This is a genomic window from Roseburia sp. AF15-21, from assembly GCF_003479505.1.
Classification (GTDB): Bacteria; Bacillota; Clostridia; order Lachnospirales; family Lachnospiraceae; genus Roseburia_C; species Roseburia_C amylophila.
On the sequence record NZ_QUHG01000004.1, the window covers coordinates 121,153 to 136,326 of the forward strand.

General features: G+C 47.5%; 9 protein-coding genes. All 9 read right to left on the bottom strand.

From position 1 onward, the window contains the following. Positions 1–112 precede the first annotated feature (112 nt). The gene (locus tag DWW33_RS07600; protein ID WP_074044971.1) at positions 113–442 is read right to left on the bottom strand and encodes a DUF6664 family protein; all 330 of its coding nucleotides are present in this window, start codon (positions 440–442) and stop codon (positions 113–115) included. A 77-nt stretch (positions 443–519) separates the two neighbouring features. Beyond that, the gene (locus DWW33_RS07605) at positions 520–7,212 is read right to left on the bottom strand and encodes an LPD25 domain-containing protein (RefSeq protein WP_442970216.1); all 6,693 of its coding nucleotides are present in this window, start codon (positions 7,210–7,212) and stop codon (positions 520–522) included. Between the two features lie 59 nt (positions 7,213–7,271). Then, on the bottom strand, positions 7,272–7,724 hold the full coding sequence (locus DWW33_RS16310; RefSeq protein WP_417921709.1) for a TnpV protein: 453 nt from the start codon (positions 7,722–7,724) through the stop codon (positions 7,272–7,274). A gap of 787 nt (positions 7,725–8,511) precedes the next feature. Continuing rightward, positions 8,512–8,718, bottom strand: coding sequence for a hypothetical protein (locus DWW33_RS07610; protein WP_074044969.1), 207 nt, complete (start codon positions 8,716–8,718; stop codon positions 8,512–8,514). A 14-nt stretch (positions 8,719–8,732) separates the two neighbouring features. Further along, the gene (locus tag DWW33_RS07615; RefSeq protein WP_074044968.1) at positions 8,733–9,431 is read right to left on the bottom strand and encodes a hypothetical protein; all 699 of its coding nucleotides are present in this window, start codon (positions 9,429–9,431) and stop codon (positions 8,733–8,735) included. A gap of 1 nt (position 9,432) precedes the next feature. Beyond that, entirely contained in the window at positions 9,433–10,038 is a 606-nt protein-coding gene (locus tag DWW33_RS07620) for a hypothetical protein (RefSeq protein WP_074044967.1), read from the bottom strand. 131 nt (positions 10,039–10,169) lie between these two features. Then, positions 10,170–10,442: a hypothetical protein gene (locus DWW33_RS07625; RefSeq protein ID WP_021983563.1), complete on the bottom strand. Its 273-nt coding sequence runs from the start codon at positions 10,440–10,442 to the stop codon at positions 10,170–10,172. Between the two features lie 9 nt (positions 10,443–10,451). Continuing rightward, positions 10,452–10,754: a hypothetical protein gene (locus tag DWW33_RS07630; RefSeq protein WP_118639198.1), complete on the bottom strand. Its 303-nt coding sequence runs from the start codon at positions 10,752–10,754 to the stop codon at positions 10,452–10,454. Positions 10,755–10,904: 150 nt separating this feature from the next. Then, a complete protein-coding gene (locus tag DWW33_RS07635) occupies positions 10,905–15,047 on the bottom strand; it encodes a SpaA isopeptide-forming pilin-related protein (protein WP_074044965.1) in 4,143 nt (1,380 codons plus the stop codon). Positions 15,048–15,174: the final 127 nt, after the last annotated feature.

Sequence of the window (15,174 nt, forward strand, 5' to 3'; positions counted from 1 at the left end):
AAATTTTTTCGTGTCACCAATTATACCACAAAGGCATATTATTTTCCACCTCTCGGCTATGTAAAAGACGACATCAGCTTCACGCTAACGCCGTCTTTTTTCGGTCAGTTCGTTATAAAATCCCTGCTTTTTTCAGATACCCTACGCTGTCATAGCAGCCACGGAAATAAACGGACTGCATTTCCAAGTCCGTGAGCTTGTTTTTTAACTCCATTACCTCAATGAGAGTCGCACATTCTTCCTCGGTCAGCTCCGCAGATTTCTCCGTATCGAACACGCCGAAAACCTTTGGATATTTCTCATACAATTCCTCAATCTCGGCTTGCACGGCACGGTATTCCTCATTCTCCTTTGGGAGCTTCGCTATGACAGAGCTGAGATACTCATTAAAAATATTGCTGTGGACATCTACAAATGTTTCAAATCTGAACTCGCCAGACACCTTTACCACCTCCGCTGTTTGCTAATCTACACCTATTATAATGCCCAGATTTCCACAATACAAATGTGCAAATGCCGTTACCGTTCCAAATCCTTATTTTTTCTTTCGGGCAGTTCGTTACCTTGCTCTGGCTCGGTATCAATGGCAGAGGGGTCTTTTTCGTTCAAATTCAGCTCAATGTTGAGAGCGTTCAACCTGTCGGTTTTCTCTTTCAGCTCCTCCTCAAATGCAAAAGGCTTCTTGACTTCGACCTTCGCATTTTTAAGCTGTGTGACGATTTCCTCCTTTCTGGTCTTTGCGGCTGTAAGCATAGCAGGAAGTCTTGACAACTCATTCTCAATTCGGGTCAGATTACCGAAAGCGTCCGAGCCTAACTCGACCTTGTGCCTGCTCTTTCCGCAGAGATTTAAGCAATAGTTTGAATTAACAGGGTCGTAATAAACCTCTAATTTGAAGCCACGGTAGCTGCCGATTTCAGTCGGCTGTGACAGAGGATGCTCCTTACAAACAGCAAGCATCATTTGTCCTGCGTCTGCTTTTTCGGTATAGGTCACGCCCTGCAAGGTCATCGGACAGAACTTATCCTCGCCCTGCGGTTTGTGCTGTTCAGCAAGTGCAGTATCCGCTTCATAGCCCGTAATGCGTTCCTCATACTCTTTAATCAGCTTCGGGAACTGCTGTAAGATTCTGTCCTCAAGGTCATAATGCTCGGACAGATAGCTCTGCTTTAATACTTTAAGCTTCGATACCTGTATATCCAAGTCCATTTTTTCCTTGAAACGCTCATCGCCTGTGGCAAGCATTTTGACCTCCGCAAAGGACAATGCCACCTCGTCCACATCTTCGGCAGAACGGACAGGGCTTTTGCTCGTCATTATCTGGCTGATAAATTTCTGCTTGCTTTCCACTAACTGATAGAGGTAGGCATCAAAGGTCTGTTCCGTCACATAGCGGTAAACCTCGACCTCTGGGAACATATTTCCCTGCCGTTCAATTCGCCCCTGCCTTTGTTCAAGGTCAGAGGGTCGCCACGGACAATCTAAATTGTGAATGGCGATAAGGCGGTCTTGGACATTTGTGCCTGCTCCCATTTTCGGGGTAGAGCCGAGTAACACACGGACTTCGCCGCTTCGTACCTTTGCGAACAGCTCCTTTTTCTGTGCGTCGGTGGTAGCTTCGTGGATAAAGCGTACCTGTTCAGCAGGGATACCTCTCTCGATGAGCTTACCCCGAATATCATCATAGATGTTAAAACTGCCGTCGCCTTTCGGAGTGGAGAGGTCGCAGAACACAAGCTGCGTTGCTTTCGTGTCGGCGTGTTCCTCCCAGATACGGTACACATTATCCACGCAGGCATTGACCTTGCTGTCAGGGTCATCGGGCAGCATCGGGTCAATCATTCTCTGGTCGAGAGCAAGTTTCCGCCCGTCATTCGTGATTTTGAGCATATTATCGACCTGTGGCTCAACAGCTCTGGCACGGACTTTCTCGGCTCGCTTCGCAAGGTTGGCGACCATTTCCGTCTGTATCTCGCTCGGCTTGGTCTTGATATTGTGGTAATTGACCTTTGGAACGGGGAGCTTTAGCATATCGGCGGTCTGAATATCCGCCACCTCACGGAACATCTGCATAAGCTCTGGCAGGTTATAGAACTTGGCAAATCTCGTCTTGGCTCGGTAGTTCGTACCCTCTGGGGCAAGCTCCAGAGCCGTGACCGTTTCTCCAAAAGTCGAAGCCCAACTGTCAAAATGCTGCAAGCCGTTTTGCATAAGCGTGTCGTACTGCAAGTATCTTTGAACGGAATACAGCTCCACCATTGAGTTTGAAACAGGCGTACCCGTTGCAAATATCGTACCTCGGTTGCCTGTGATTTCGTCCAGATAGCGGCACTTCATAAAGAGGTCGGAGCTTTTTTGTGCTTCGGTCTGGGCAATGCCGCCGACATTTCTCATCTTGGTGTAGAGGTACAAATTCTTGTAAAAATGACTTTCATCAATGAATAAGCGGTCAACGCCCAATTCCTCAAAGTCAATCACGGTGTCTTTCCGCTTCGTGTCATTGAGCTTGTCGAGCTTCGCTTGGATTGATTTTCGGGTTTTCATTAGCTGCTTGACCGTGAACTGTTCGCCGTGGGATTTCTGAATATCGTCAATGCCCATCTCTATATCGTCAAGCTGTCTTTGGAGCTGCTCCCTCTGGCGTTCCATACTCATCGGTATTTTTTCAAACTGGCTATGCCCTATGATGACCGCATCGTAATCGCCCGTGGCAATCCTGCCGCAGAACTTTTTGCGGTTGGCGGTTTCAAAATCCTGCTTCCGTGACACTAAAATATTGGCACTCGGATACAATCGCAGATACTCGGACGCCCATTGACCGACAAGGTGGTTTGGCACGACAAACATGGATTTCTGGCATAAGCCGAGCCGCTTGCTTTCCTGTGCGGCGGCGACCATTTCAAAGGTCTTGCCCGCACCGACCTTGTGTGCAAGGAGCGTGTTGCCGCCGTAAAGGATATGGGCAATCGCATTGACTTGGTGGGGTCGGAGCGTGATTTCTGGACTGATGCCGCCGAAAGTGATATGGCTTCCGTCATACTCACGGGGGCGGACAGAGTTAAAAGTGTCATTGTAAGAACGGACAAGGCGGTTTCTGCGTTCGGGGTCTTTCCAAATCCAATCCTGAAACGCCTGCTTGATAACTTCCTGCTTTGCCTGTGCCGCCGTAGTTTCCTTGTGGTTGAATACTGCCTTTTTGTTGCCGTTTTCGTCGTAAACATAGTCAAAGATACGCACATCTCGCAAGTTCAGCGTATCCTCGATAATACGATAGGCGGAAGCCCTCTTTGTACCGTAGGTGCTGTCCGCCTTGACATTTCCATAATCGGAACTCTTATTCTCAATAAACCAGTCGCCGTTTATCGCCGTATAGCGTACCTTGATTTTACCTGCCGCATAGCTTGACGGAGTCAGAAGCTCCATTACAAACTGCTGAATATCCTCCTGCGGTATCCAAGTAGCACCAAGCCGCACGGAGATTTCGCCCGCACTCAAATCCTTTGGAATAACCTTTTTGAGTGCTTCGGCGTTGATTATAAGCTCTGGGTCTGTCTTTGCCGCCGTTTCTGCAATCACAAGTTTATTGCGGACATTGCCAGACAGATATTCGTCTGCGGTTACATACTTTGCAGGCTCGGAGTGGGGTATTTTAAAGATAACGTCCTGTAAATCACGGATAAGCTCTGCCTGCTCCTTGCCTGTCAGCTCCGTCATAAACGGCAAATCCACACGGGCTTTTTCTCCGATGGAGATTGCAAGGGCTTCGCTTGCCGTTTCCACGGAAGTCACGGCACGGTGGGGCTTGATAGTCCTCTTGGAGAACATATCGGCTTTCCGTTTGAAATTGCCCTCGTCGTCAAGTACCTCCAGAGAGCATAAAAGGAAGTAGCTCTCGTCCGAAGCAAACGCCAGATAGTTCCCTCGGCTGTTGATAAGACCGTACTTTGCGGTGTAGGCGTCGTACAGACGGTTAAGGTTTTCCTGCTCAGTGCGTATGAGTTCCTCTGGATAGTCCTCGGTCTGATATGCTATGAGCTTCCGCACACAATCCCTTATTTCCACCAAGCCTTTCACACGGCTCTCAGCGGTCATTGAGAGATTGGCAGGGGTCATCACATTGTTTTCACGGAAATACACTTTGCCGTTTACCAGAGTGTAGGAGAAGTTTTTAACGCTTGGGTCGGCAGGGATAGCCTCGTCCTGCCCGTCGGAGATTTCGTCAATCTCATATTCTGGAATTTCGCCGTTGATGTTCTGCACGGCTTCGTGGAGCAGCTCGGCAAGGGGAATATCCTTTTTCGCTTTGCAGGCAGCGTCCATCTTCCCGAAGCGTGTGCTTTCCATTACCATATCGCCCATAACCATCTCTGGGTGTTTAACAAAATAGCTGTTCATCGTAACGCCGTTTTCATCCGTATCAAGGTGTACCCAATCTGACTCGATGTCGATTACTCGGTCACGCTTCTGCAAAATGAGAATATCACTTGTGACCTCTGTGCCTGCGTTTGCTCTGAAGGTGTTGTCGGGCAGACGGATTGCTCCTAACAGCTCTGCTCTCTGGGCGATATATTTCCGCACCTCTGGGCTTGCTTTATCCATCGTACCCTTAGAGGTAATGAACATCACCACGCCGCCGGCACGGACTTTATCCAATGCCTTTGCAAAAAAGAAATCGTGTATGAGGAATTTTTGGGCGTTGTATCGGCTGTCGTTTACCTTAAAATCGCCAAACGGCACATTGCCAAGCACCACATCGAAGTGGTCATCTGGGAGCTTTGTTTTTTCAAAGCCCTCAATGGCGATATTCGCTTTCTGGTAGAGCTGCTTTGCAATCCTGCCTGTCAATGAGTCGATTTCTACACCGTGGAGCTTTGATTTTGCCATACTGTCGGGAAGCAGACCGAAGAAATTGCCTGTGCCGCAGGACGGCTCCAAGATGTTGCCCTCGGTAAAGCCCAGACGGTCAAGTGCTTCAAACATTGCCTTGATAACAACAGGCGGCGTATAAAAGGCGGTCAGCGTGGATTCCTTTGCGGCACGGTATTCCTCTGGGGAGAGGGTTGCATACAGCTCCTTAAATTCATTTGCCCACGCCGCATTGTTCTCATCAAACGCCATAGACAGACCGCCCCAACCCACATATCCTGCAAGTATTTTTTGTTCTTCGGGTGTGGCAAGACGGTTTTCGATTTCAAGGTCGTGTAAGAGATTGACTGCCGCCATATTTGCCTTAAACTTTTCCTTTGCTCCGCCAATACCTAAAGTATCCTCGGTAATACGGTAGTTGCTGCGGTCAGAGGTAACGGCAGGAGCTTTTTCTTTTTCGGGAAGTGACTCTGCCTGCTCCTGTGCTTTAAGCCATTCACGGACACGGGGCAGCTTCTCCACACGGTTAATCGGGAAGCCTGCTTCGTTCTGGAATGTGATGTCACGCATAGAAACATCACCGCTGATTTTACCAACGCTTTCAATGACATAACGGCGGTTATCAAGCGTGATTTCCTTGCCGATAAGGTCGTCTGTCTGCTCCATAGCAGAGGCAGGAGCTTCCGCACCGTTAAGCGTATCCGCAACCGCCTGTGCTTCTTCCTCGCTGTTAAAAGTCTGGTAGATACCGTCAATATCGTAATATCTGCCGTCCTGTGTATCGGAAACAACATTGTTATCACGAATAATAAACGGCTCGTCAAATGCGTCTGAGGTCTGTTCCACGGTAAAGCGTGGTGTATCTTCAGATTGCTCCGCTTCTTCGGGTACTCTAAACCAATCGCTTTCGGTAGCCATTATCTCGGCAAGGAGCTTTTCGTCCTCTGGGGTCAGCTCTGTGTGCTGCTCCAGAAAAGGAATGAACTGCTCACGCCCGAAACGCAAACTTTCCATCTGCTCTCGGTAATAATCTTCGCCTTTCTTTTTCCACTCTGGGATAAACGGACAGTTCGGGGATACGCAGTAATCATAGAAATTCTTGATATGGGCAATCAAATCGCCCTCGCCGTCGCCAATGTCAAACCGTCCGTCATAATGGAAATCTTTGCCGCCGATAACAGCGGAAATCTCAAAGTCGGTCTTATGATACCAACCGATATTTTTATCGCCCTCACGCTCACGGTGCTGTTTTCCGTCCAGAACGCCAAGCAGCTTATTTCCCAGAGCAAAGCTCAAATTGGTAAAGCGGTCATTGAACTCCTTATCATAAAAGGCAGGGTGTTCCGAAAAACCGATAGAGAATGTCAAGCTGTCGGGCTTTTTCTCGGATAGTGTTTCTGTTTTCTGCTTCTCGGTAACGACTACTTTTAAATGGTCGTTTGCAGCATTTTCCTTTAGCTTTTCTTCAAGGTCGCCACGGCTAAACTCTTTACCAAACAGAGGAAACTCCACATTTTGCAGAGAAACGCTATCCTCGGAAATTGTCATTATCTCATACTGATACGCATCAATATACACCACATCGCCCTCGTGATAGAGGTAGTGCAGAGGGTGCAGCTCTAAAAGCTCCTGTCCGAAGCTCCACGCATTACTGCGGCTGAAAACATCACTTGTTTTCCATTGTATGGATTTCAAAAAATCAATGAGCTGTTGAACGGTGGCAGGGTCGGACAAATGCTGCTCCATTTGCTCGGCAGTTACATTTTCAAGGTCTGTGCGTTCCACATTGGCAAGCAAGTCTTTCTCATATCTATCCAAGTCACGAATGAAATCGGACAAACGCAAAGCAAGGGTATCTCGTTTATCAGCAGGGGGCAAATCACGCTTTGAGTCAATAAAAATCTGTCGCCTTATCTTCCGCTGGCTATCAATCTCATATTGCGGAGCTTCGACCTTTTCCAGATAGTCGGCGTAATGTTCTTCCTCTTTTGGATTGAGATAGCATTTATTCTTCACTATCAACTCACGCAAGCGTTTTTCAACCTTTGACCAAGGGAAAAGTACATCGGGTTCGGTATATGAACCGTGCTTTTCTATGGCAATACCTTTTCCACTAAACCAAGCACCGCCCTGTGTACCGTCTGGATAGAAATGCGTACCGCCGCCGATACCATATTCCTTTTTAAGAAATTCAATATTCTTCTTGCCATCCTCGTGCTTCCAGAACTGACGATAAATACGGTACTTGCCGTCTTGAAAACCGCTTCCCTTTACCAGAACAGAGTCAATATCCTCCTGTGAAACGGAAAAAGCAGAGGACTTTTCTTCCTCTGCTTCAACCATCATTTCAATCTGTTCATCCACTGTGGGGAGATTGGCTCTGACCTCATCTTCGTTGGCAATGCTTACTTGTAAATCAGTTCGGTCAAGATGACCTCCTCCGCTTGACTGCGGATATTGTTCATCATTCCTACCCACTGCATCGGTGCTTTCTCTTTCAGCTCCTCCGTCACGCCCTGTTCCTCGGAGAGCTGCTTCGTCAGAAGCTCCAATCTCTGGAGTGCGGTCTGTTCGGTCTGGTAGAGATGTTCGTTCAATTTGCCCGATGTCAGCAGATTGAGATAAGTCACTCGCTTGTTCTGCTCCAGATAATTCCTGTGCATCATAGCGTATCTGCCAAGCTGAAGTTCTGGCTCTGTCGGTAATGTTAGGTCGGGAATAAGGTAATCCCCCTGTTTCGTGTAAGTGATTTCGCTCATTATCGTTGCTCCTTTCGGGTTGTTTTCTGCCCTTATCATACTGATTTCGGACTGTTGATGCAAAGGTGCGATTTTGGTTTTTCTCTGCAATTTGCACATTTCGGACGGTCTGGGAAATCTCTCGGAGTACCATTTCGGAAATATCGCTTGTGGCAAGTCCGATAGCGTTTATCGTGGCAGGAGTATTAAAATTGATAATGTCCGAAAAATCTTCGGTTTCAAAATACTCTCCTGTATCCAGACCGCAACGGCTCATCAGCATAAAAGCTACGCTGTTCACCGCAAGCCGCTTATAGATAACCTCAACATTTAAGTCGTCAAGTTCCTCTAAAAAGCTGTCCTTCGTACACTCTTTAAGCTGTGCCAGATAATCGGGCAAATTGTCCTCAACGGCGTTTTTAGCGGTCTGCATAAGAGCTTCGTCCAAATCGCCACTCTCTAAATCTCCAAACCTATCGGAGAGTCGTTCTATGACCGCCTGTTCGTATTGCTCATTCATCTGCCATATCGGAACAGGGCGGCTGTTATAATATCCCTCGTGGGTATCGGAAATATCAAAGTAATATTTGAGGTTATTCCTGCGACCTTTCGTGTCAAACACCGCTATGCCTTTGCTGTTCTTATTGACCCACCGTTTAAACTGCCTGTTCCAAGTTTCAAGAGTGGTTACAGCGGTAGCATCGGGGCGTTGTGCGAAAATCAAAAGCTGCTCGTCAAAGCGGCATTTATAGTTTCGGCAGGCAGAGGACAGAAAGCTCTGCCACGCCTGCGGACTTTTCGCAACCGACACGCCTGTACGCCGATACAGCTCTGTGATTAGCTGATACTTTGCAGCCATATTTTCGTACACCTCCTTATCGTCTTAAATCTTTGTATCTGTGTTTTCTCATTCTGAAGCACCTCCCAGAAAAGAAATGACCTTGTTTGCCTTGATACTCTTTTGTAGGTCATTGATAAGCCCAATGTCCGCAATCGTGATACCCTGTATAGAGAGAATATCGTCCATTGTCATAGCGGAAATTGCTTTTTCATCGGTAAAGCCTGCTTCAAAAATCTTATTCAAGACTTTAATTGCTTTTTGATTTACAGCCATTTTCTCAATCCTCCTTATCGTTCTAAATTCTTATGCTTAGGTGCTTTGACCGCCTGCGGCTCGGCAGGTATCGGCTCATAGGTCGCACCGTTTTTCTCCATACGCTCGGCAAACTCGCAGATATGATAGAGGTTATTGCCGACTTCGGTATGATACTCGTCGATATAACGGCAGGTGTGTTCCGACTTTTCGCCCCAAGCAGAGGTAACACGAATTTTGCCGTCGTCTGGAATACGAAACAGCTCCTTGTAATCGGAACTGATAAAGCGGATACCTTTTTCCGCATTGCTGATATGCTTATCAAGCCACTCCTTGACATAGCAATAGCAGTAAAAGTTATAGTCGCCCTTTGTGGGATTGCAGCGGAGCAGATAGGCATACTTTTCGGTATCCACTCGGAAGCCGTACTCGGTGCAGTAGTTTCCCTTAAATGCACTATCGGGAAAACGCCTTGCATACTCGCTCATAGCAGGACGATTTTGTAACAGCCCATATTCGGAAGAACGCAGAGCGTTGATAACCTCGTCAAGCTCGGTCTTAAATTCGTCTGTTTTCCATTGCGGTCTGTGATCGTTCCAAGTAGTGTAAAAGCCATAACCGCCAGAGTCGAAGTCGCCACGAAGATGACCGATATTGCCTGTCTGTCCTGTTATCTGCATACTCTGGGAATAGGTGTATTTCCATTCATTCGGTGCAATCGCCCGTATCTCCATATCAGCGTTCCTCCTTACTGTGGGGTTTCTTTGCCTTTTCCTGTTTCTTGATTGCGGCAACCGCTTCCTTTGCCCAATCGGGCATTTTCTCTGGTTTGATAACGCCAAGCACATCGTACCTTTCCCATCTGGCACGCTTACCGTCTGCAAGGCAAGTACCGAATACCGCCTGACCTCTGCCGCCAACCGCACCGTGTCCGCCGTCCACCAATACAAGCTGATAAGCGGAGTGCCGATACTCATAGCGGTTAAGCTCTGCATTGATAACCACCACCTTGCCGACAATGTTCTCATTTCGGTTATCAGGAATACAATCGTCTTTGGTAAACGGGGTCATATCAAAATCAAATCGGGATTGCTCCTCTTTGACGACCTCAATCTGTGCCTGCACTCGGTCAGTAAATATCTGCATTGCTTCCAGATAGTCGTCCGTACCCACCGCTTCTGTTGCCCACGCTGCGGAAAACGGATTATCATAGGTGCAGTAGCAGACCATAAAGGGATATTTATCTGCTTCGTTTACACCAAATACAACCTCTTTTTTGCCGATATGGATACTCTGTTTGACCTCATAATCGGCAAGCATACGCTTTTCTTCATTCTCCATCGGATTGCTCCTTTCTTCGTTTTTTCTCGTTCTGCTCGTCTAAAATCTTTCGGATACAGACATCACAGAAAACAATAGACCCGTCCTTGTATCGGGGATAAGGACAGGTCGTACAGTCATATATTTTCTTTTTATCGCTCACGGTCATCACGCTGCCTTTGCTTTTTCTGGGGCTGATTGTACGGCATATTACACTCGGTTTTATACCGTTCATTCAGCTTTTCTCTGGCAGAGGACAGCTCATTGCAGTAATAGCCCCAGAAATATTCCTTGCCGTTTTTACAATACCAACAGACATACGGATTAGGAGCTTTTGGGTTATGACCGATGACAAGCTCGTTACTCCCGATAGTACAGCTCTCGATAATTTCATAACCACCGTTTATGCGTTTTTCTTCGTTCATAAGCACCTCTCATTCTTTGGCATACTTCCAATAAGCCTTTTCGCCTGCGGCACGGAGCTTCTGAACACGACTGCTTCCCATAAGCTCTGGAAACTCCGCTTGCAGCTTCCGCCGTGTCCTGCCCACGCTCTCAATGCTCGGAAGCCCAAGATAACGGTATTGCAGCATTACCTCTGCAAAGGGCATTGCACCTGTGTCTTTCAAACAGGTATTGCACACCTTTAGATACAACAGCATATCGTCATTTCTGGCTTCCTCGTCCTTTTCCAGAATAGCTTTCACTTTGCCCTCAATGGTTTTGAGATTTCTCATCGTACACCTCCATATAAATAGGAAAAGGGCGGCATTTTCAGCCGCCACAATCGGTTACTTTTTCTTTTTGTTACGGATATTCAGCCAGATTGCTCCGCCTACAATAAATGCTACAAGCACTATGGCGACAATCGTTTTCGCATCCATTCCTTAGTCCTCCTTTTTCTTTCTGTTCTTAAAGCCCACAAAGCCGAGTACGCCTGCACCTGCAAGGGAAACGACCGCAAGGTTTACCCAGAGAGCAGGATTGAAGTCATCGCCCGTTTTCGGGGTATCTCTGAACTCATTGTGCATCTGGACAATCGTGGTCGCATCGACCTTGATAGTTGCCTGTTTGTCGGCAGGCAGGATATATCCTGCGGAAGCCTTGTCGTTTACTTCGGATACGGTATATTCGCCAATCCTCAAATCTTCAATGAAGATTTCGCCATTTTTGTCGGTCTTAAAGGTCTTGTCATAGTCCATACCCGTCACTCTGAAAGAGAAGCCCTCCAGCTTGCCGTCAGAAGATGTCTTGACAATTTTAAGAGAGCCAGTCTGTGCAGCGTTCACAAAGCCTTTGCCTGCTTCATTTTCTACCACATAGGTCTTACCGTCCTCCTCAATGGATACGGTATAGACCTTTTCATCAAGGACAAAGCCTGTCGGTGCAGTTTTCTCACGGACGAAATATTTACCGTATCGGAGTTCTTTCATCTGGTAAATGCCACCGTCAATCTCACTCATTTCGCCAATCAGCTCATCGTCCTTATTAAATTCGCCGTTTTTGTTGGTATCGGCAAATACCTCAAAGACAGCACCAGAGAGCTTGTTGTCTGGATAATCCTTATCCACCTTTGTCAGCTCAATGTTGCCCTGAATGAAGTAGTTGACAAGCTCGATTTCTACAACCTCGTCCACCTTGCCGATAGTAACGGCGATTTCTTCTTCGGAGAGTACAAAGCCTTTCGGACTTTCGATTTCACGGATTATCCAAGTTCCATACGGCACTTTGGCAAAAGAAAAACTACCGTCATCTTTTGATGTGGTAGTCTGGATGGCATTTTCTTTTGTAAATTCTTCTGTGCCTGATTTAAAGATACCGATGACCGCACCGCCTAACACCTTGCCGTCCTCGTCTGATTTCTTACCGCTGACAGAGCCGTAAATGAGTTTGTTCTCAATGGCTTCGCCCTCATTTGCTGTGATGTGAACGGTTGTGGTGTCCTGTCCTGCATATTCAAAGGTTACAGGGTATTTCTGGTCACTGATGATATATGCGGAGTTCGTGGAGATTTCTCTGACGTAGTAGCTGCCAAAGGGCAAATCGGTTGCCACCTTGCCATAGCCGTTCTCGTCAAAAGAGATAATCTCAATCAAACCATCGGCAGGGAGTACCGTACCGTCTGCGGCAGTCAAGTCCTCTGCGGCATACAAGCCAAAGGTTACATCAAATATTTCCCCATTGCTGCCGACACCGTAATCTTTATCCACCTCAAGGCTCTTAGTAAGGTCGATTTCCACACGCTGACGCTCGTTATAGAAGCTCGTTGCCGTTTCGGTCACAGCCACATCCTGCCCTGCATAGACAAGCTCGACATTGTGGATTTCCTCATTCAGCACCATACCGTAAGGAGCTTCGATTTCCCTGACCTCATATTTTCCAAGATACAGCTCCTTTGATTTTGCCGTACCGTCTGCACCTGTGGTAACGGTATCCACGACCTCGCCTTTTTCTGCTCGGAGCGTTCCGTCCAGAGTGTAAATATCCTCGGCTGCGGTAATCTCATAAACTGCACCCTCCAGACCGCCGACTGCGTAAACAGGCTGATACAGACCGTTATTCTCGGATACGGAGCTGAACATCTCGCCAGACTTGGAAACAGTAATCGTGCCTTTCTGTGCCAGATTGGAGCGTACCACCTCAATCACGGTAATGCCGCTTTCTTCGGTGGAATCGGATTGCTCCACATCAAAATAGACAGGCTCGGAATCTAAGACATAGCCATACGGAGCTTGCACCTCTACAAGAGAATAGCCCTTGCCGTATTCCAAAGTCTGGGGCGTGATGAGATAACCGTCTGATGTGGTATAAAAGGTGTCGATGGTCGTTACTTCGGGGTAAGTGAATGTCATTGTGATGAGGTTTCCATTCGGGTCATAAAGCTGAAAGCCTGCACCTGCATACGGAATAGTGTTTCCTGTTTCCGCATCTTTCTTGACAATCTTGATATAGCTTTCAAAGTTGGCGTTGTTGATTAGAAAACGGTAGGTCTGCCCGTCGGCACTGATAAACACATCAAAGTCCTTCATCAGCTCACGCCCCTCCCAACCAGAGGTCTGGTGAACGGTGTAGATACCGTATGGCATATCCTTTGTCTGGGCAAAGCCGTTCTCATCACAAGTGAGGACATCACGCTCGGTTTCCTTTGCGTTCTCAAAGCTGCCTGCCGATTTCAGATAGACTTCAAAGGTCGCCCCGACTTCGGGCGTTTCAATCTGGGTTTCACCATCATCGGTGTGCTTGATAATGGCAATGTTACCCTTGATAACCTGCTCATTTACATCATTTTTTGCAGAGTTATATTCCACGGTATAAAGCTCTGGCTCTGCACCAACCTTGTGAACGGTCGGGTCAAGCAGATAACCCTCGGACGGACTGATTTCTCGGATAGTCCAGTCATCACCGCAGACATAATACTCTGTGGTAAACTGTCCATTTTCATCTGTGGTGTAGGTGTCAATGAGTTCTTCACCCTTGTAGATACCGTAAACTGCACCTGCAAGAGAAGCGTCGCCCTGCGGTGTGCCTGTTTCTGCATCCGTTTTTGTCACGGTCACATTGAACTTTTTCAGCACATTCACAAAGGTACGACTTGTGACCTTTTCCCATTCAATCGGTGCTGTCTGGGATGCAGAAACGACATAGCGGATAGCCGTATCCACTTCCTCAACCACATACGGCGTATCTCCGCTGATAAGGACATCAGAGAATTTCGCCACACCCTTTGCGTCGGTCACGGCATATTCGTCAACAGGCAAGCCGCTTAAAGATGTTCCGTAAAGGTGGAACTTCACACCCTCTACCAGATTGTCCTCGGAATTTTTGATAACCTCCAGAGAGCCACACTTCAAGGTGTTGTTGAAGTTTACCGTGGTCGTTTTTCCACCAATAAGGGTTACAGTCTGGGATTTCTGCGGTTCGTAACGGTCAATGGACTGTTCGGTAATGGTATAGGTGGCAGGGAATAAGCCCTCCACGGTAATATTTCCGTCTTTGTCTGTCGTTACGGTCTTGTTGAAGTTATCGCCCTTGATATTAAACTGAATACCGCCGACAACGCCGTCCTCGGAAGTCTTTTTCAGGGCAATCGTGCCTGTCGGCGTTTCAATGTTGAGATATGCGGCAACCGTATCGGCGTTCTCAACGCCCGTTACCAAATCCTGCAAGTTCGGGTCGCCGTAAGCAATCATCTTTGCACTGTCACTGACTGTCGGCACGCCGTTTCGCTTTGCCGTGATACGGACAGAGCCAGAAACGGCAGCGGCAGAGCTGATTGTCAGCTTATCGCCAGACCTTGACACCTTTACATTTCCGTCAGAGCTTGAAAAGCTGTAATCGGAAAGGACACCGTTTTTGTCCGTCAGCGTGATACTGTACTTCCCGTCCTTATAGGCAAGCTCTTTGGTAATATCATTTTTTCCGCCCGACATAAAGCTCGGAATGGTATTATGCTTTGCCATCAGAGAAACAATCTGGTCATAGGCAGCCTTTGCTCCGCTGTTTGGATAATTTGAGCCGAAGTGCAGACTGTACGCCTTTGTGCTGTTCTGCTTATATGAGCCTGTGGCTTCACGGCAGCCTGTTACAAACTCCCATACAAGAGTCTGTGTCGCAAGCCACTTTTCATCATCACTTCCCGACAGATGACTGCGGTTGCCCTGATACCCATAGAGCAGGGCAAGCCCTACCGCTTTTTTCTGGTTTGCAGAAAGGGCGTTCCAAGTGTCTGAGGAAGCCTTTTTCAAGGTATTTCCTGTTTTCAGCGGTACGCCCGGCTGAATACAGAACGCATTTTCTCCGTCCACAAACATACGGTATTTGTATTCTCCCGTACCGCCTGCGGTATAGCCGTCAAAGACAGCACTTGAATTGTATCTCATCGCATTCCCGCTGCTGTCATAGGTGTGGGCAAAAGAAATCGTGCCTATATCGCCCGCAGCAAACGCCGTTGTCGCAGGCAGGACGGACAATGCCGTGACCGCAGCCATAAGAGTAGCCGCAGCCTTTTTGAATAATCTACGAAATTTCATCGTTTACCTCCTGTTATTGTTGAGTTGAATTTTCCTTACCAACCGAAAAAAGCCGCCTGTTGGCAGCTCATATATTTTCTTTTTTCGGATAGTTACTGGTAGTAGTTAGAGGGAGAGGTGTGGAGAG